This is a genomic window from Aminobacter anthyllidis, from assembly GCF_018555685.1.
Lineage (GTDB): Bacteria > Pseudomonadota > Alphaproteobacteria > Rhizobiales > Rhizobiaceae > Aminobacter > Aminobacter anthyllidis.
In genome coordinates, this window is the sequence record NZ_JAFLWW010000001.1 from 290,699 (window position 1) to 307,686 (window position 16,988).

Genomic DNA, 16,988 nt, shown 5'->3' on the forward strand with positions numbered 1-16,988 from the left:
AGACGGCATAGGTGGCGGCGCGAGCGACTTGATGTAGAACGGCGTTCCGGTTCGAGCCGGTTGAAGAGCTTGCAGGACGTGCCATGCCCAGCCTCCAGGATACGCTGAACGAGATCGTCGCCGAAATGGCTGCGCAGACTGAGCGCGGCGAGGTCGCTTCCTACATTCCCGAACTCGGCAAGGTCGATCCCGCCAAGTTCGCCATATCAGTGGTCAGGAACGACGGCGAGGTGGCTGCGGCGGGCGACGCCGACGAGCCGTTTTCGATCCAGAGCATCTCGAAGGTGTTCACGCTGGCGCTGGCGCTCGGCCGCGTCGGCGATCAGCTGTGGAACCGCGTCGGCCGCGAGCCGTCGGGCACGGCCTTCAATTCCATCGTCCAGCTCGAGCTCGAACATGGCATTCCACGCAATCCCTTCATCAATGCCGGCGCGATCGTCGTCTCGGACGTGCTGTTGTCCGGCCACCAGCCGCGCGAGGCGATCGGCGAGGTGCTGAGCTTCATGCGCACGGTGACCGACGACGATTCGGTTATCATCGATCGCGATGTGGCCAATTCCGAGCGCGCCACCGGCTTCCGCAATTTTGCGCTGGCGAACTATCTCAAGGGTTTCGGCAACCTGAACCACGCCCCTGAAATGACGTTGGGAGTCTATTTCCACCACTGCGCCGTCGCCATGAGCTGTCTGCAACTGGCCAATGCCGGGCGGTTCCTTGCCAATGCCGGACGGATCGAATCATCGGGCCATTCGATCGTGTCGAGTGAACGCGCGCGCCGCATCAACGCGCTGATGCTGACCTGCGGCCACTACGACGGCTCGGGCGAGTTCGCCTTCCGCGTCGGCATTCCGGGCAAGAGTGGCGTCGGCGGCGGTATCCTGGCGATCGTGCCGGGTGTGGCGTCGATCGCGGTGTGGTCGCCCGGGCTCAATGCGCGCGGCAATTCGATGCTCGGCTCGATCGCGCTGGAACGGCTGACCAAGCGGATGAACTGGTCGATCTTTGCCTCGCGCTGAGGCGCGCCGGCCAACATCACTGGCCGGCGCGGAAAAGCGCTCAGGCGCCACGTGCCTTGCGCTGCTCCGCCAGCCAGCTGTCATGCAGCCATTTTTCGGTCTGGCGGCGGCCTTTCAGGTTGGCCCAGACAATGTCGCGCTCGAACACCATCACCTCGCGGTCGCTGCCGACGATCACCCAGAACCAGCGCCCGTCGGCGAGGTTCCGCATCTTCACCTTCATGCCGGTCAGCGCCGTGCTCTCGCCATCGGCGCGGATCGCCTCGTCATGTGGCGCGATGAAGCTGACTGCATGGCGTGGCAAAAGGTCTGCGGCATGGTCGGACAGGAAGCGCATGGCGATGTCGTGCGCTTCGTCCTGGCTTGGCAGGGCACCGCCGCGCAGCGCGAGGTCCATGCGAACGAAGCCCTTGAGCTTGCCCGAAGGGGCGACTACGGCGCTGAAATGCTCGCCGCCCAGGCCGCCATTGCGTTTGTCCGCGCGTTCCAAGCGGATCAGCAGGGCGCTTTCGCCGTCGACCTCGACCAGCCCCTGTTCGACATTCGCATAGCCTTGGGGAACCGGGAGGGTCGCAAGCATGCCATGCGGCGTGGCGGTGAAGGCGGGCTTTCCTGAGATCTGAGTGGCCTCTGCCATGGTTTCCGCGTTGGCTGGAGGGACGTGAAGATGCGTGATTTGCAGCAGTGCCGAGGCAGCCAGGCCGATGAATCGAGGGTAGTTCATAAAGTGCTCCCTTTCATACAAAACGAAACGTGCCGTTTTGTATGAAAATAACTAAACGGAGCGTATCGTTTCGTCAAGGCGGCCCGGGCTGTCTGGTTGGCGCACAGCAGTTGGCCTTCTCCGAAACTGCGTCAGCGCGAATGGCCGCGCGAGCGCGGGATACCCGGCAGCTACTGCGCGCTCCGGGGGCGGGCTGCATTTGGGAACATGGCAAACAAAAGCGGCCCGCTCGGACATCGCCAAGTCGGGCCGCCTGTCGCTAGGCTTGGGTGGGCAGGCGACACAACGCTCATTCGTCGATGTAAGGCATTGCGCCGGCCTGCAATCCCACCTTCCCAAGCCTGAATATTACGCTCCGCGTCGACCCGCGGACAATTAGATCAATGGATCGGGAGGCGACTTTGCACGCCCTCCGTGTCGTTCCACACGATCTAGAACCAACGGTTCTCCGGTGAACGAGGGACTGTCACGGAGACACGGCTCACACAGTCACTGCAGGATCGCGTAGCGGGCGCCGGCGTTCACCTCGATGGCCGAGCTGCCGCGCTGCGGTGTCGAGGCAATTGTCACCGTCATGACGGCGCAGTTCTTGTTCTGGGCGCGGATCTTGGCGCAGCCCTTGGCGACGGCGTCGTAATATTCCGTCCGTTGCGAAACCCAGCTGTCGATCATGATCGACTTGTCATCGCCATCATTCAGGTTGAGCGGGATTTCGACGTAGTTGAGCTCCTGCGCCTTGGCGACCTCGCCGAATGGCTCGCGCTGGACGAAGGTCAGCCGCATGTTGACCTGGTAGACGTCGTCGCTCGGCCGTGCCGAGACCTTGTTGACGGCGCATTTGCTGGCGAAGGCCTTGACGATCATGTCGCATTCGGCGCGCGCCAGAACAGGCAGGCGAGACGCGAGATAACCTTCGACGTCGTTGGCGTCGAACGAGGTCTGGTCGCCTCGGCGGATGTCCGGCAGCCTCAGATGCATGTTGAGGGAGACCGTGCGCGTCTGTTCGAAGTCGTCGAAATTGCGCAACGCCACCAGTCTCGGCGCGTTCTCGGGTACAACCTTGATGCCCTGGAAATCGGAGGCCCTCCGTTCGGCAGCCTCTTGCTGGCTGTCGTTCACCATGCCCATCATCTGCATGATGTAGGCGGCAGCGGCGACGTTGAAGATGAGGCTGCCGATGATCGGCGTGCCGACCAGCAACAGCAGGACGACGACCACGATCTTGAGAAAGCTGCCCTGCATGGCGTCACTGCGTCCGATTGAGTGAAGTGAGGTCGCCGCCGGCGAGTTGTTGCGCTTTCTTGGTGACGAGCTCGGAATGCTTCGAATCGTAATCCTGGCGTGACGCGGCAAAGAAGGCGTAGTCAGTGCGGGCGAGTTGCACGGTGGCGTCGGCTATCCCGCGATAGGGCAAACGATCATCTGGTGACGCCGGCAGCGGCCCGACGATCGCGTGGTTCATCTGGTCGATGCCGATGGTGACGTCTTCGCTGGCCTTGCCGAAGCTTGCCCGGAACCAGCTGTCATATCTGGCGTGGATCGCGTTGCGGCTGGCGACCGCCTCCTTCGAGATCTGGTCACCGCCCTTGGCGGCCTCAACGACTCGCCAATACGGTTGCGGACGGCGCGACGGCGAGACCTTGCAATCCTTGGCGGCGTTGCCGGCCAGCACGGTTACCGGCGTGCCGGGCTCGAGGTTGACGATGCCGGCGTTGCGCGTGCCGATGATGGCAACGCGGGCGATGCGGGCATTTGGCGATTTCTGGATGTTCCAGAGCGTATCGAAACCGCCGGCAAGGACCAGATAGACCGGCGCCTCCGTTTCGGTGACGATCACGTTGACCACCCGCAGCCGGTCGCCGGAGCGGTTCGAATTGACGCCGGGGTCCTTTCCATCGTTCTGCCATTGCGAGACATAGTTCTGCGCCCTTTCGAGCACATCCGCCTGCGATAGGGCGAACACGTCGGAAGCCTGGTCGGTGTCGTTGGTGTGGACCTGAACGAGCTTGTCGCCGACGGATGGAAGCGGAAACTTGCAGCTTGGCGTGGTCTCGAGCCAGCCGATCTTTGCCGGGCGCTGGCCTTCAACTGGCGCATAGCCCGAAACGGCAGCCTTGAGCCAGGCGAGTGAATTGTCTTTCCCGACAATCACGTCCGAGCTGACCTTGTAGCCGAAGCGGTCCGTTTTCAACGAATCGGCAGGATTGCCCTGCGGTGGCGAATCGCTGCCCGAACATCCGGACAGCAGCAGAGTTAGAATGCCCAGTGAAAGGAAGCGTATCATTCGTGGCTCGATAGCAATGACTTGAAGATATGGTTGCATATCTAGTGCGCGCGTATTGAAGGTTGCTTAAAGTCGCAGGCGCAATTTGTTGCGATGCCGAATCTCGGGCAAATTGCCGAAGCCATACCGGCGTGCGAGGTCAGTCAATACTGAGGGTGGTGTGGCATGAAGCCGGAAAGCAAGCGATTTGTGCCGCACAGGTTTGCAGGCATGCGGGTGTTTGTTCGGTGATGCAGGCCGCAGTTGGCAACCTCGCGAAGGCGAAGGCGGCTTTTGAAACTTCAACGCTTTTAGGATGAAGTGGCTCCCCGGGCCGGATTCGAACCAGCGACCAACCGGTTAACAGCCGGTTGCTCTACCACTGAGCTACCGGGGAACAGCGCTCTGGTGTGAACGAGGCGGCGTATAGCAACGGTAATCCGATTTGCAAAGCGGTAATCGAAATTTTTGCGCGTTTTTCCCGGAAGCATTTCTGGTAATCACGCCGGGACGGCCTCATATGACCGCTTTGCCAGGCCTTTCGCCGGCTTGGCGCGGCATTCGGGCGCACAAGCATCACCGGACACATGCAGGGATAATGACGAGCCCCAAACCTCAGCAGCCCCCCAAGCGCAAGATTTCCATCTTCGGCCGCGAATTCGCCATGCCGCGTTCGCGTGGCGTGCGCATCGGCATCGGCATCGGGCTTTGTTTCCTCGGCCTGCTGGGTTTCCTGCCGGTGCTTGGCTTCTGGATGATTCCGCTCGGCCTGCTGATTCTTTCGCACGAGTTCCATGTCGTGCGGCGCGTACGGCGCAGGCTGATCATCTGGTGGGAGCGGCGCAAACGCCCGGCCAACTAGCGCGCTGCAGCAACACGAGGGTTTGCGTCACGGATGGGCGACCGCCTCGCACGGGGGGCTTGGCCGCGTGGTGGGCTCGAGGCAGGCGCTTTCTGCGCGGGTGGCGGGCGCAGGACGACCTGCTGAAACCGCGTGGCGGCCTGTGCGGTCGAATCCCGCATCGCTCGCGCAGCAAAACCTTCGGGAAAGATTCTTCCCCGCTTGACGGCGGAATCCTGGCAACCTATTGGAGCCGTGTAGACGCCCGAAGCGGCGAGGCCTCGTGGCGGAGTGGTTACGCAGAGGACTGCAAATCCTTGCACCCCGGTTCGATTCCGGGCGAGGCCTCCAGCTTCCTCGGCAACCGCCGCCGGGGACCCATTCGGGCAGTAGCAGTTGCGCATCACGCGTCGAAGGCGGGCCGGTTGAACATGAACGCTGATTTTTCCGAACGTCGCGTGAAGATGGTGGACGGCCAGGTCCGCACCACTGATGTGACCGATGCCGCCATTCTCTCGGCCATGCTATCGGTGCCGCGCGAGGAGTTCGTCGACAATGGCCAGCGCGAGCTTGCCTATATCGACGAGGACCTGCGTTACGCCGCGACCGCCGATGCCGACCAGCCGCGCTACCTGATGGAGCCATCGCCTTTTGCCAAGCTGGCACAGCTGGCCGAAATCCTGCCGAGCGACTTCGTTCTCGATGTCGGTTGCGGCACCGGCTATTCCTCGGCGGTGCTGTCGCGCCTCGCAAGCTCGGTGATTGCGCTCGAAAGCGATTCCACGCTTGCGGCAAAGGCAACTTCGACACTTTCCTCGCTCGGCCATGACAATGTCGTCGTGGTTTCCGCGGCACTCGCCGCTGGCTATCCTTCGCAGGGGCCGTACGACGTCATCTTCGTCGGCGGCAGTGTCGAGCAGGTGCCCGAGGCGCTGCTTGGCCAGCTCAAGGAAGGCGGCCGGCTGGTCGTCGTCGAAGGGCGCGGCAATGCCGGTGTCGCCAGCGTCTTCCTCAAGGCGGGCTCCATAGTTACCGCCCGCCGTGCTTTCAATGCGGCAGTAAAGCCACTACCGGGCTTCAATCGCACACGCGAATTTGAGTTCTGATCTCCTTTTTCTTGCGGCGGGCAATGCGTCGTGATGATCTAAGGAGCGGACGAGGGTGATTGATTCTGGACTTTTCGAGTCTGGAATAGTCACTTGTTGTCGGTTTCGGCGAGGGGCATCTATAGCTGTCATCAGGCAGCTCGCCGCAGAATTAATGAGGGACGCGCGTGTCGTTTTTCCGTAAAAGTGTGTTTGCCGTAGTCTTGGTCTCCGCGACGGCGCTTTCGCCGCTGTCGGCCTCCGCGGAAACGATCCTCGGAGCTTTGGCAAAGGCCTATCAGAACAATTCCCAGCTCAATTCGGCCCGCGCCGGTGTGCGTGTGATCGACGAAGGCGTCGCGATCGCCAAGTCGGGTTATCGGCCGACGATCAACGGATCGGCTGGCATCGACTACTCGACGACCCGGCGGGAGTCCTCGACAAGCCATCTGACGACCGGTTCGTTCGGCATCGAGATCAAACAGTCGCTGTTTGATGGTTTCCAGACCAAGAACAACGTGGCTGCCGCTGAAGCGCGCGTGCGCGCCCAGAACCAGAGCCTGCGCAACACCGAGCAGAACATCCTGTTCGATGCGGCGAGCGCCTATATGGACGTGATCCGCGACCGACAGATCGCCGCTCTGAGGGAGCGCAGTCTGCAGTTCCTCGGCGAGCAGGTTCGCGCCGCGCGTTCGCGCTTCGACGTGGGTGAGGGCACCCGCACCGACGTGGCCCAGGCTGATGCTTCGCGTTCGGCGGCACTGGCGCAATTGGCTGCCGCCCGCGCCCAGGCACTGTCAAGCGCTGCAACGTATCGCCGGCTTGTCGGCGAGGAGCCGAAGAGCCTGAAGGCCGCATCGCCGCTCGCCAAGCTTCTGCCCAGGAGCCTCGATAGCGCAGCTGCCCTGGCGGCCGAACAGCATCCGGCGATCCAGGCGACCGAGCATCTGGCCGACGCGGCGGGCTTTTCGGTGAAATCGGCTGAAGGCGCGCTGTTGCCGCAACTGTCGGCTTCGGCGGGCGTTTCCCAGGTTCATCGTGACAATGCGCCGAACAGCATCACCTCGCCGGACGGCTGGACGACCTCTGCAAACATCGGCGCGACGCTGGTCGTGCCGATCTACCAGGGTGGCCGCGCCTCGGCGACCGTGCGCCAGTCCAAGGAATCGCTGGGCCAGGCCCGCATCGAAATCGATGTCAGCCGTGATCAGGTCCGTCAGGCGGTTACCTCCGCCTGGACGCAGTACACCGCGGCTCGTGAAGCGGTTGCGGCGAACCGTGAAGTGATTTCGGCAGCTCAGCTGGCGCTTAACGGCGTCATCGAGGAGCGCAATGTCGGTCAGCGCACGACACTCGACGTGCTCAATTCCCAAAGGGACGTCATCGACGCCCAGATCAACCTGGCGACCGCCGAGCGCGACGTCGTGGTGGCGAGCTATGCTATCCTGTCGGCTGCCGGCAATCTCTCGGTCGAGCGGCTCAACCTTCAGGTCACAAAATACAAGCCGGAAGAGCACTACAACGCCGTCAAGGACAAGTGGATCGGTCTCCGGACGCCGGACGGCCGCTGACCTTCAGCGAGCCAGCTGTCTAACAGGCGGGCGCCTGCTCCGATGGAGCCGGCGCCCGTTTTCGTTTTGCCGACCAAGAAGAAGTGGCCGGAACACTGTATCCTGTTGAAATCGACGGGGGTGCCCGATTGGGGATTCTCGAAGGGGAATCAGTCAGCTACGCTTGGGCTCTGATTCGACGCCCGTTTCGACGGGCGCACTTTGTATCCTGTCACAAAGGCGGCGGATGTGACGATGGCCCAGGCTAGCAGCGCTCAGCGCGAACCCTCGATGGAAGAGATACTCGCTTCCATTCGCAGGATCATCGAAGACAACGACACCGGACGCCGTCCGGCCGTCGATTTCGAGCAGGTGCGCCCGGAAGCGGAAGACGATCGCGGCGACCGCAACATCATCGAAGTCGAGGCATTCCGAGCCGAGTTTCAGGCGCCGAAGCCAGTCGAAGCGAAGCCAGTCGAAGTGACGCCCACGGCTGCAAAGCTCGAAACCGCCCGGCGTGATGAGGTCGCCTCCGCGCGCTGGCCGTCGGCAGAGCCGAAGTCTGTCGCTTCGGTGCCTTCGCGGACACCCATTGCTGAAACGCCTGCGCCGGCAGCTGTTGTCGAAGCACCGGCAACACAGCGTGCGTCGGCGGCAAGCTGGGCACCGCAGTCGACCGTGGCTGTCGAGCAGATGGAGCGTCTGGCTGGTCCGGCGCGCGAGGCTGAAAAGGTCGAGCCGCAAATCGTGGCGGTACCTGTAGAGCCCGTCGTTGTCGAAGAGACGCTGGCGCCCAAGGCCGCGATCATCTCGGAACAGGCAGGCCGTCAGGTGTCGGCAGCCTTTGGCGAACTCAACGACGCCTATGCGGCGCGCAGCCGCAAATCGTTCGACGACATCGCCACCGAGATGATGCGGCCGATGCTGCAGGACTGGCTCGACAACAACCTGCCGACGCTGGTCGAGCGGCTGGTGCGCGAAGAGATCGAGCGCGTGGCACGCGGCTCGTAGTGATTTCGGCCTTGCCGACATGAAAGCGCCGCCTTCGGGCGGCGTTTTCGTTTCAGGTTGCGGCTGACCGTGCTGTTGACTTGGCCCCACCCATCCGATTTACACCGGACCAACAAATCCGGACCAAAACGGAACCAATTCCGATGCTTGAGAAGACCTACGACGCCAAATCAGTCGAACCCAAGATTGCCAAGGCCTGGGAAGATGCCGATGCCTTCAAGGCCGGCGCAGGCGCGCCGGAAGGTGCCGAGCCGTTCACCATCGTGATCCCGCCGCCCAACGTCACGGGCTCGCTGCATATGGGCCATGCGCTCAACAACACGCTGCAGGACATTCTCGTCCGCTTCGAGCGCATGCGCGGCAAGAACGTGCTGTGGCAGCCTGGCATGGACCATGCCGGCATCGCCACGCAGATGGTCGTCGAGCGCAAGCTGATGGAAAAGCAGATCCATCGCCGCGACCTGACGCGCGATCAGTTCGTCGACAAGGTCTGGGAGTGGAAGGACGAGTCCGGCGGCATGATCTTCAACCAGCTGAAGCGGCTGGGTGCGTCGTGCGACTGGTCGCGCGAGCGCTTCACCATGGATGAGGGCCTGTCCAAGGCTGTCGTCGAAGTGTTCGTCACGCTGCACAAGCAGGGGCTGATCTACAAGGACAAGCGCCTTGTGAACTGGGATCCCAAGCTTTTGACCGCGATCTCCGACCTCGAGGTCGAGCAGCACGAGATCAATGGCAATCTCTGGCACTTCCGCTATCCGGTTGAAGGCGAAGTCTACGATCCGGAGAACCCGGCCACCTACATCACGGTTGCGACCACGCGGCCCGAGACGATGCTGGGCGACACCGCCGTTGCCGTCCATCCTGAAGATGAGCGCTACACAGCACTCGTCGGAAAGAACGTTATCCTGCCGATCGTCGGCCGCAAGATCCCGATCGTCGCTGACGAGTATTCCGATCCGGAAAAGGGTTCGGGCGCGGTCAAGATCACGCCGGCGCATGATTTCAATGACTTCGAGGTCGGCAAGCGCCACAACCTGCCGCAGATCAACATCCTGACCGTCGAGGCCAACATCAACATCGTCGACAATGACGAGTTCCTGGAAGGCGTCGAACGCACCGAGATGCGCGATGGCGTGTGGGCGCAGCTGCACGGCCTCGACCGTTTCGCGGCGCGCAAGCTCGTCGTCCAGATCATGGAAGAGGGCGGGTTCCTCGACAAGATCGAGCCGCACAAGCACATGGTGCCGCATGGCGACCGTGGCGGCGTGCCGATCGAGCCGTTCCTGACCGACCAGTGGTATGTCAACGCCGCCGAGATGGCCAAGCCCGCGCTGCGCTCGGTGCGCGAGGGCCGCACCAACTTCGTGCCCAAGAACTGGGAGAAGACCTATTTCGACTGGATGGAGAACATCCAGCCCTGGTGCGTTTCGCGCCAGCTCTGGTGGGGCCACCAGATCCCGGCCTGGTATGGTCCCGACGGCCAGGTCTTCGTGGAACGCACCGAGCAGGAAGCACTCGATGCGGCGATCCAGCATTATCTGGCTCTCGAAGGGCCGTGGAAGGCCTGGGTCGAGGAGCAGCTCGAGAATTTCGAGCCGGGCAAGATCCTGACCCGCGACGAAGATGTGCTCGACACCTGGTTCTCGTCGGCGCTGTGGCCGTTCTCGACGCTCGGCTGGCCCGACAAGACGCCCGAGCTCGACACCTACTACCAGACCGACGTGCTGGTGACCGGCTTCGACATCATCTTCTTCTGGGTTGCCCGCATGATGATGATGGGCCTGCATTTCATGGAAGAGGAGCCGTTCCACACGGTGTACGTCCATGCGCTGGTCCGCGACAAGAACGGCCAGAAGATGTCGAAGTCGAAGGGCAACGTCATCGATCCGCTGGAGCTGATCGACGAGTACGGCGCCGACGCGCTGCGCTTCACGCTGGCGATCATGGCGGCACAAGGCCGCGACGTGAAGCTCGATCCGGCCCGCATCGCCGGCTACCGCAACTTCGGCACCAAGCTGTGGAATGCCACGCGCTTTGCCGAGATGAACGGTGTCGAACGCAATGACGCGTTCTGGCTCAACGACGCCAAGCTGACCGTCAACCGCTGGATCCTGACCGAGCTGACGCGGGCGACGCGCGAGGTGACGGCTGCCATCACCACCTACCGCTTCAACGAAGCGGCGAGTGCTGCCTATCGCTTCGTCTGGAACACCTTCTGCGATTGGTATCTCGAACTGCTCAAGCCGATCTTCATGGGCGACGACGAGGCCGCCAAGGCCGAAAGCCAGGCGGTCGCGGCCTTCGTGCTCGACGAGATCTACAAGCTGCTGCATCCTATGATGCCGTTCATGACCGAGGAGCTGTGGGCGCATACGGCGGGCGAGGGCAAGGAGCGCTCGTCGCTGCTGTGCCACGCCGCCTGGCCGGCGCCTGACTTCGAGGACGTGGGCGCTGCTGCCGAGATCAACTGGCTCGTCGACCTGGTCAGCGGCATCCGCTCGGTGCGGTCGGAGATGAACGTGCCGCCGGCGGCGATCGCGCCGTTGGTCTTCGTCGGTGCGAATGACGAGACGCTGGGGCGCCTCACGCGGCACCAGTCGGCGATCGCGCGCTTGGCCCGTGTCGGCGAGATCACGCATGAGCCGGCGGCACCCAAGGGTGCGGCCCAGATCGTCGCGGGCGAGGCCACCGCCTGCCTGCCGCTTGGCAGCCTGATTGATCTCAGTGCGGAGGCGGCGCGGCTGCAAAAGGAGCTCGCCAAGACGACCGAAGAGATCGCGCGGCTGCACAAGAAGCTGTCGAACGAGAAATTCGTGGCGTCCGCACCCGAAGAGATCGTCGCGGCCGAGCGCGAAAAGCTCGAGGAATACAGCCGGACGCAGGAAAAACTCGACACGGCGCTTTCCCGCGTCCGCGACGCCGGCTGACGATTCGAAGTCAAGGGCCTGCCGTGGCATGACGCTACGGCAGGCTTTTCTATTGCCGCCGGAAGAGGCGTGCCGTTGCGTAAATTGTGGTCAATGTAACCATTTTTCGCCTGATTGTTGCCATAATGTAACAAGGGGCCAAAATGCCCGGAAAATTGCCCGTTTTTGGGCGGGAATCCTTGGGTTCTCCTTGAAATTCTTGGCGGGCAAAGCCTGAAACCACTAAAATTGACGTTTGCGTAAGCGGAAGCCCGGGCGCGATGGCGCAGACGGCGGCTTGCTTGCTGCCGTTCGTAAAAAATCAATGTTGCGTGAGAACAATGAAACCGTTCAATTCTCACAACGAGCATTCGGGAGAGGACACCATGAACATTTCGCGTCTCAAAGCGCTGCTGGGGGCAACGGCGCTGACGATCGTTGCGGCTAGCGCAGCCCAGGCCGGCGGTTTTTCGCGCGGCACGGCCGATACGGATATTTTGTACGAGCAGGGCAACTTCAACCTGCGGACCAGCGTGACGGTGGTCAGCCCGCATCGTGAGTATACGGTCAATCCGTACCCAGACGGGACGGGATACGACTACGCTGACACCTACGTAATTCCTTCTGCGGCGGTAAAGTTCAAGATTTTTGACCAGCTTTCATGCGCTGGCACTGTGAGCATGCCATATGGCGGCGGGGTGACTTATCGTCCGGGCGGCAACGGGACACTCCTCAAGCTCGAGGAAGATTTCACCGTAATGGAGTACGGCGCGACATGCGCCTTTCGATACGAACTCGGCAAGGGCCGCATTTCATTTTTGGGCGGTGCTTTCATTGAAAACGTCGACTACAACTTAGTTGGCGCGAATGGAGCACGCGTTGTCGATCTGAAAGACACTGATATTGGCTGGCGCGCTGGCATTGCCTATGAAATCCCGGAAATCGCTCTCCGCGCTCAGTTAATGTATCGTTCGGGAACTGATGTAGGTGCCAGTGGCACCACCGCTATCACTGGCACGCCAATCGTTTTGCCGGCCGCTGGCTTTGCGGAGCTTCCACAGAGCGTGGAACTTAAGCTTCAAAGTGGTATTGCTCCGGGCTGGTTGGCCTATGGCAGCATCAAGTGGACAGACTGGTCGGTGAACGAAAAGCTGGTGCTGGTTCTGGATAATAGATCGCCGGCAAATGCCGCTGCCTCGACTAGGATCGACACGTACAATTGGCAGGACGGTTGGACTGTTACCGGTGGTATCGGCCACTCCTTCAGTGACTCTGTCGCTGGCACGGTCTTCGCGACGTGGGACCGCGGTGTCAGCACCGGCTGGGACCTCCACACCGATACGTATACCGTCGGCACCGGCGTGTCTCTCAAGGATAAAATCGGCGGCGAACTGCGCGCTGGCCTCGGCGTTAGCTACCTTACAGCCGGCGAAGAGACAAAATATGGCCCTCTCAACCGGGCAGTTGGCAACGATTGGGCGTTTGCCTTTTCAGGTGGCTACAGCGTGAAGTGGTAACCTCCACAACCTGATCCAAAAAAGCCGGGCCTCGTGCCCGGCTTTTTTGTGCCTGGACCGCTGAACCGCGCGTTTCCGTTTTAGAAACCATGGCGCGGCAAGTCGGCAACAGCTGTGACGATTCAGCAACACTTTTGCATCAAGCTTTCGGCTAATGAACATGACGGGGACATTGCCAATTTCCCGCCATAAACCCGGCGCACCTCGAATGGGTCTTCGGACCAGCGCCCGGTTGCGGGACGTTGGCAACGACCAACAGCAAGGCCGCAATTGTGCGGCAGGAACAGAAATGAACGCCAAGGCGACCTTCATGGCCAAGCTGCCCAGCCGTCGAAAGACGGCGGCGTTGGCCTATGCGCCGGGCTCTTCCTGCCTGCCCACGAGGTTTCGCGTCGCTCGCGCAAGTAACGGCGGCGTCTTCAACTCCCCGACGGCGCCTGCGCAGTTGTTGCGCGATCACGATTTCTTGCGGCGAATTGGCCGTAGTTTGGTCGAAAACAGCGCGCATCTTGATGTGATCGATGTTCTGGACGTGGCGCATGCGACCGCAAAGGTTGGCATGGCGTGGTCCGACACCGAATGCGTGGAGAGGGCGAAAGAATGGAAGCCGTGCTCGAACGACGGTCAGTCGGGCGCGAACTGGAATTGTGCCCGAACTGAAAGGCGACGGCACGGTCACCCACCGAGGTGGGCGAAAGAAACACACTGCTATGCGCATATCTGAGTTGGTAAGAGCATCAGCCTATTCGGCGCTTGTCGCGGCTTCCCTGTTGGGCGCCGCCGGCGAGGCGCTGGCGTTCGACGACAAGGTGTTCGACGACAAGACCGGCGTGAAGCCGGAGTCGAGCCCGTGGGCGGTGTTTCAGTTCGGCTTCTCCGCCTACAAGAGCGGTCACAAGGACCAGGCCGTCGAGGCCTATCGCTACGCTGCCGAAAATGGCCAGATCGGTGCCACCTGGAAGCTCGCGCGCATGTATGCCGAAGGCGACGGCGTTGCCCAGAACGACTACGAGGCGTTCAAGTTCTTCACCGAGATCGCCGAGCAGGACGTCGAGCCCGGCTCGCCCGAGGAGAGCTATGTCTCCGACGCGCTGGTGGCACTCGGCGGCTACATGAAGGAAGGCATCCCGGGCAGCCCGGTGTCGGCCAACCCGGTCGCCGCGCAGGAATACTACATGCGCGCGGCCGCCAACTACCGCAATGCCAATGCCCAGTACGAGATGGGCAAGATGTTCCTCAAGGGCGATGGCGGCGTGAAGGCTTCGGTCAAGCAGGCCGGCCGCTGGCTGCAGCTTGCCGCCGAAAAAGGCCATGCCGGCGCCCAGGCAACGCTTGGCAATCTGCTGTTTGAGAGCGGCAAGGTGGTACGTGGCCTCGCCATGATGACCGCCGCCCTCGAACGCGCCCAGCCTTCCGACCAGCCCTGGATCCGCGGCATGCAGGAAGAAGCCTTTGCGCTGGCCGATGAATCCGACCGCCGCACCGCGATCTCGCTTGCCGAAGACATCCTGACCAAGGGCAACCAGTAGGCGCTTCGCCGGCTGGGTCAGGCGCGTGAAAGCGCATTGGCGTCTGGCCTTTCGGCAACGCACTGTTCCAACCCAATCCGATTGAAGTGTGGCCGCCAAAACCTCGAGATTCTGGCGGCGTTTTTTCAGGTCGCCACGAGATTGAGGTCGATGGCCACCGGAACGTGGTCGGATGGCTTTTCCCAGGCACGCACATGCTTTTCGATCGAGGCCGAAGCGAAGCGGTTGGCGGCTTCCGGCGACAGCAGCAGATGATCGATGCGGATGCCGTTGTTCTTCTGCCAGGCGCCGGCCTGGTAGTCCCAGAACGTATAGACACCGGGCTGGTCGGTGACCGAGCGGACGGCCTCGGTGAAGCCGAGGTTGACCAGCCGGCGGAACGCCTGCCGCGTCTCGGGCTGGTAGAGCGCGTCGCCCAGCCAAAGCTCGATGTTGCGGGCGTCGATAGCTTCGGGGATGACATTGTAGTCGCCGGCAAGCACAAGTGCTTCTTCCAGCGCCAGCCGCTCCGCCGCCCAGCGCTCCAGCCGCGCCATCCATGACAGCTTGTAGGGGAATTTCTCGGTGCCGACCGGGTTGCCGTTGGGCAGATAGAGCGAGACGACGCGCAGCGCGCCCTTGTCGGTCGAAAACACCCCTTCGATGAAGCGCGCCTGCTCGTCGACATCATCGCCCGGCAGGCCGCGATTGACCTCGTCGAAGCGCAGCTTGGACAGGATGGCGACACCGTTGAAACCCTTCTGGCCGTGGGTCTCTACGTTGTAGCCGAGCGCCTCGATCTCGAAACGCGGAAACCCTTCATCAACCGTCTTGATTTCCTGCAGGCAGACGATGTCCGGATCGCTTTCCTTGAGCCAGTGCACCAGGTTTTCGATGCGGGCGCGGACACCGTTGATGTTCCAGGTCACGATCTTCATGAATTTCACGCGATGATTTCAAATAATTCTTGATAGCCTGCACGGCGGTTCCAGACGATCCTGCACCATCCCTAGGGAGAAGGGAACCGGTCCTCTTCGGCATTCTTCGGACCGGCTGGCAAAAGGGGAACAAATGCCATGTCCAACAGTACTCATCCTGTGGACGAGGTGCTACCGGCACCTCGCCTAGCCGCGCTCGGCATCCAGCACGTGCTGGTCATGTACGCCGGTGCAATCGCGGTGCCTCTCATCATCGGACGAGCCCTGAAGCTCGATCCGGAGCAGGTCGCCTTTCTTATTTCCGCCGACCTTTTCGTCTGCGGCCTCGTCACCATCATCCAGTCCTTCGGCGCGACCCAGTGGTTCGGCATCAAGCTGCCGGTGATGATGGGCGTCACCTTCGCCGCCGTCGGCCCGATGGTCGCCATGGCCAACGCCAACCAGGGCCCCGACGGCGCGCGCATGATCTTCGGGGCCATCATCGGCGCCGGCATCGTGGCGTTTCTGATCGCGCCGCTGGTCAGCCGCATGCTCAGGTTCTTTCCGCCTGTCGTCACCGGGACCATCATCGTGGTCATCGGCGCGTCGCTGATGCGCATCGGCATCAACTGGATCTTCGGCAATCCCTTCGGCCCGACCGCGCCGAAGCTGGTGGCGCCCGAGCATGCCGAATGGCTGAAGGCTGTGACCGACATGGCCGCTGCCACCGGTTCCACCATCCCGCCGATCCCTGCCAAGCTGGCGCTTGCCGCGACCGCGCCGAACGCTGCCTATGCACCGCTCATCAATGTCGGCATTTCGGCGGTCGTGCTGGCCTCGATCCTGATCATCGCCAGGTTCGGCAAGGGGTTCATGGCCAACATTGCCGTGCTGCTCGGCATCGTCATCGGCGGCGTGCTGACCGCGTCACTCGGCATGATGCATTTCGACAAGGTGGCGTCCGCCGGCTGGTTCGAGCTGATCACGCCGCTGCGCTTCGGCATGCCGATCTTCGACCCGATCCTGATCGTCACCATGGTTCTGGTGATGATCGTCGTCATGATCGAATCGACCGGCATGTTCCTGGCGCTCGGCGACATGACCGGCAGGAAGGTAACGCAACCGATGCTGTCGGCCGGCCTGCGCACTGATGGTCTCGGCACCATCATCGGCGGTCTGTTCAACACCTTCCCGTATACGAGCTTCTCGCAGAATGTCGGTCTTGTCGGCGTCACCGGCGTCAAGAGCCGCTTCGTCTGCGTCGCCGGCGGCGTGATCCTGCTGATCCTGGGGCTGGTTCCCAAGATGGGCGCGCTGGTAGAGGCGCTGCCGACGGTGGTGCTGGGTGGTGCCGGTCTGGTGATGTTCGGCATGGTGGCGGCGACAGGTATCCGCATCCTGTCCAATGTCGACTTCAAGACAAACCGCAACAACCTGTTCGTGGTGGCCGTCTCTGTCGGCTTCGGCATGATCCCGCTGGTGGCGCCTGACTTCAAGATGTGGATGCCGCATGGCATCCATCCGCTGATCGAGTCGGGCATTCTGCTGGCCTCGGTTTCGGCGGTGGTGCTGAACGCCTTCTTCAACGGCACCAAGGAAAATGAGGCCGAGATCCGCGAAGCTGCAATGGCTTCGGAAGCCTGATTGCCT

General features: G+C 62.1%; 14 protein-coding genes and 2 tRNA genes. 11 read left to right on the top strand and 5 right to left on the bottom strand.

The window, feature by feature from the left end:
• Positions 1-83: 83 nt before the first annotated feature.
• A complete protein-coding gene (locus J1C56_RS01505; RefSeq protein ID WP_214385334.1) occupies positions 84-1,016 on the top strand; it encodes a glutaminase in 933 nt (310 codons plus the stop codon).
• 40 nt (positions 1,017-1,056) lie between these two features.
• Here the strand turns inward: J1C56_RS01505 and J1C56_RS01510 are convergent, their stop codons facing one another.
• The 4 genes from J1C56_RS01510 to J1C56_RS01525 form a co-directional block, all read right to left on the bottom strand.
• Positions 1,057-1,740, bottom strand: coding sequence for a hypothetical protein (locus tag J1C56_RS01510; RefSeq protein ID WP_214385336.1), 684 nt, complete (start codon positions 1,738-1,740; stop codon positions 1,057-1,059).
• 489 nt (positions 1,741-2,229) lie between these two features.
• Positions 2,230-2,982 carry a hypothetical protein gene (locus J1C56_RS01515; RefSeq protein ID WP_214385338.1) on the bottom strand — a complete coding sequence of 251 codons (753 nt, stop codon included), beginning with the start codon at positions 2,980-2,982 and terminating at the stop codon, positions 2,230-2,232.
• 4 nt (positions 2,983-2,986) lie between these two features.
• Positions 2,987-4,024 carry a hypothetical protein gene (locus J1C56_RS01520; protein WP_214385340.1) on the bottom strand — a complete coding sequence of 346 codons (1,038 nt, stop codon included), beginning with the start codon at positions 4,022-4,024 and terminating at the stop codon, positions 2,987-2,989.
• 301 nt (positions 4,025-4,325) lie between these two features.
• A tRNA-Asn gene (locus J1C56_RS01525) sits at positions 4,326-4,400 on the bottom strand.
• A 201-nt stretch (positions 4,401-4,601) separates the two neighbouring features.
• Here J1C56_RS01525 and J1C56_RS01530 point away from each other — a divergent pair.
• The 9 genes from J1C56_RS01530 (at position 4,602) to J1C56_RS01570 (ending at position 14,442) form a co-directional block, all read left to right on the top strand.
• A complete protein-coding gene (locus J1C56_RS01530) occupies positions 4,602-4,865 on the top strand; it encodes a hypothetical protein (RefSeq protein WP_214385342.1) in 264 nt (87 codons plus the stop codon).
• 256 nt (positions 4,866-5,121) lie between these two features.
• Positions 5,122-5,195 (top strand) — tRNA-Cys (locus J1C56_RS01535).
• A gap of 80 nt (positions 5,196-5,275) precedes the next feature.
• Positions 5,276-5,950 carry a protein-L-isoaspartate O-methyltransferase family protein gene (locus tag J1C56_RS01540; RefSeq protein WP_214385344.1) on the top strand — a complete coding sequence of 225 codons (675 nt, stop codon included), beginning with the start codon at positions 5,276-5,278 and terminating at the stop codon, positions 5,948-5,950.
• 167 nt (positions 5,951-6,117) lie between these two features.
• Positions 6,118-7,500, top strand: a complete 1,383-nt coding sequence (locus J1C56_RS01545; RefSeq protein WP_214385346.1) for a TolC family outer membrane protein — start codon at positions 6,118-6,120, stop codon at positions 7,498-7,500.
• 234 nt (positions 7,501-7,734) lie between these two features.
• On the top strand, positions 7,735-8,490 hold the full coding sequence (locus J1C56_RS01550) for a PopZ family protein (protein ID WP_214385348.1): 756 nt from the start codon (positions 7,735-7,737) through the stop codon (positions 8,488-8,490).
• Between the two features lie 143 nt (positions 8,491-8,633).
• Positions 8,634-11,417, top strand: a complete 2,784-nt coding sequence (locus J1C56_RS01555; RefSeq protein WP_214385350.1) for a valine--tRNA ligase — start codon at positions 8,634-8,636, stop codon at positions 11,415-11,417.
• Between the two features lie 365 nt (positions 11,418-11,782).
• Complete coding sequence (locus J1C56_RS01560; RefSeq protein WP_214385352.1) at positions 11,783-12,913, top strand: OmpP1/FadL family transporter; 1,131 nt, start codon at positions 11,783-11,785, stop codon at positions 12,911-12,913.
• A gap of 289 nt (positions 12,914-13,202) precedes the next feature.
• Entirely contained in the window at positions 13,203-13,637 is a 435-nt protein-coding gene (locus J1C56_RS01565; RefSeq protein ID WP_214385354.1) for a hypothetical protein, read from the top strand.
• Complete coding sequence (locus J1C56_RS01570; protein ID WP_214385356.1) at positions 13,624-14,442, top strand: tetratricopeptide repeat protein; 819 nt, start codon at positions 13,624-13,626, stop codon at positions 14,440-14,442. Before J1C56_RS01565 ends, J1C56_RS01570 begins: the two co-directional genes overlap by 14 nt.
• A 125-nt stretch (positions 14,443-14,567) precedes the next feature.
• Here J1C56_RS01570 and xth read toward each other — a convergent pair whose 3' ends face one another.
• The gene (gene xth / locus J1C56_RS01575; protein ID WP_214385358.1) at positions 14,568-15,359 is read right to left on the bottom strand and encodes an exodeoxyribonuclease III; all 792 of its coding nucleotides are present in this window, start codon (positions 15,357-15,359) and stop codon (positions 14,568-14,570) included.
• A 138-nt stretch (positions 15,360-15,497) separates the two neighbouring features.
• Between xth and J1C56_RS01580 the strand changes: the two genes are divergently transcribed.
• The gene (locus J1C56_RS01580; RefSeq protein WP_214385360.1) at positions 15,498-16,982 is read left to right on the top strand and encodes a nucleobase:cation symporter-2 family protein; all 1,485 of its coding nucleotides are present in this window, start codon (positions 15,498-15,500) and stop codon (positions 16,980-16,982) included.
• Positions 16,983-16,988: the final 6 nt, after the last annotated feature.

Coding starts and splice junctions, on each gene's coding strand:
- J1C56_RS01505 (WP_214385334.1), top strand. CDS start 84: ATGCCCAGCCTCCAGGATACGCTGAACGAGATCGTCGCCGAAATGGCT.
- J1C56_RS01510 (WP_214385336.1), bottom strand. CDS start 1,740: ATGAACTACCCTCGATTCATCGGCCTGGCTGCCTCGGCACTGCTGCAA.
- J1C56_RS01515 (WP_214385338.1), bottom strand. CDS start 2,982: ATGCAGGGCAGCTTTCTCAAGATCGTGGTCGTCGTCCTGCTGTTGCTG.
- J1C56_RS01520 (WP_214385340.1), bottom strand. CDS start 4,024: ATGATACGCTTCCTTTCACTGGGCATTCTAACTCTGCTGCTGTCCGGA.
- J1C56_RS01530 (WP_214385342.1), top strand. CDS start 4,602: ATGACGAGCCCCAAACCTCAGCAGCCCCCCAAGCGCAAGATTTCCATC.
- J1C56_RS01540 (WP_214385344.1), top strand. CDS start 5,276: ATGAACGCTGATTTTTCCGAACGTCGCGTGAAGATGGTGGACGGCCAG.
- J1C56_RS01550 (WP_214385348.1), top strand. CDS start 7,735: ATGGCCCAGGCTAGCAGCGCTCAGCGCGAACCCTCGATGGAAGAGATA.
- J1C56_RS01555 (WP_214385350.1), top strand. CDS start 8,634: ATGCTTGAGAAGACCTACGACGCCAAATCAGTCGAACCCAAGATTGCC.
- J1C56_RS01560 (WP_214385352.1), top strand. CDS start 11,783: ATGAACATTTCGCGTCTCAAAGCGCTGCTGGGGGCAACGGCGCTGACG.
- J1C56_RS01565 (WP_214385354.1), top strand. CDS start 13,203: ATGAACGCCAAGGCGACCTTCATGGCCAAGCTGCCCAGCCGTCGAAAG.
- J1C56_RS01570 (WP_214385356.1), top strand. CDS start 13,624: ATGCGCATATCTGAGTTGGTAAGAGCATCAGCCTATTCGGCGCTTGTC.
- xth (WP_214385358.1), bottom strand. CDS start 15,359: ATGAAGATCGTGACCTGGAACATCAACGGTGTCCGCGCCCGCATCGAA.
- J1C56_RS01580 (WP_214385360.1), top strand. CDS start 15,498: ATGTCCAACAGTACTCATCCTGTGGACGAGGTGCTACCGGCACCTCGC.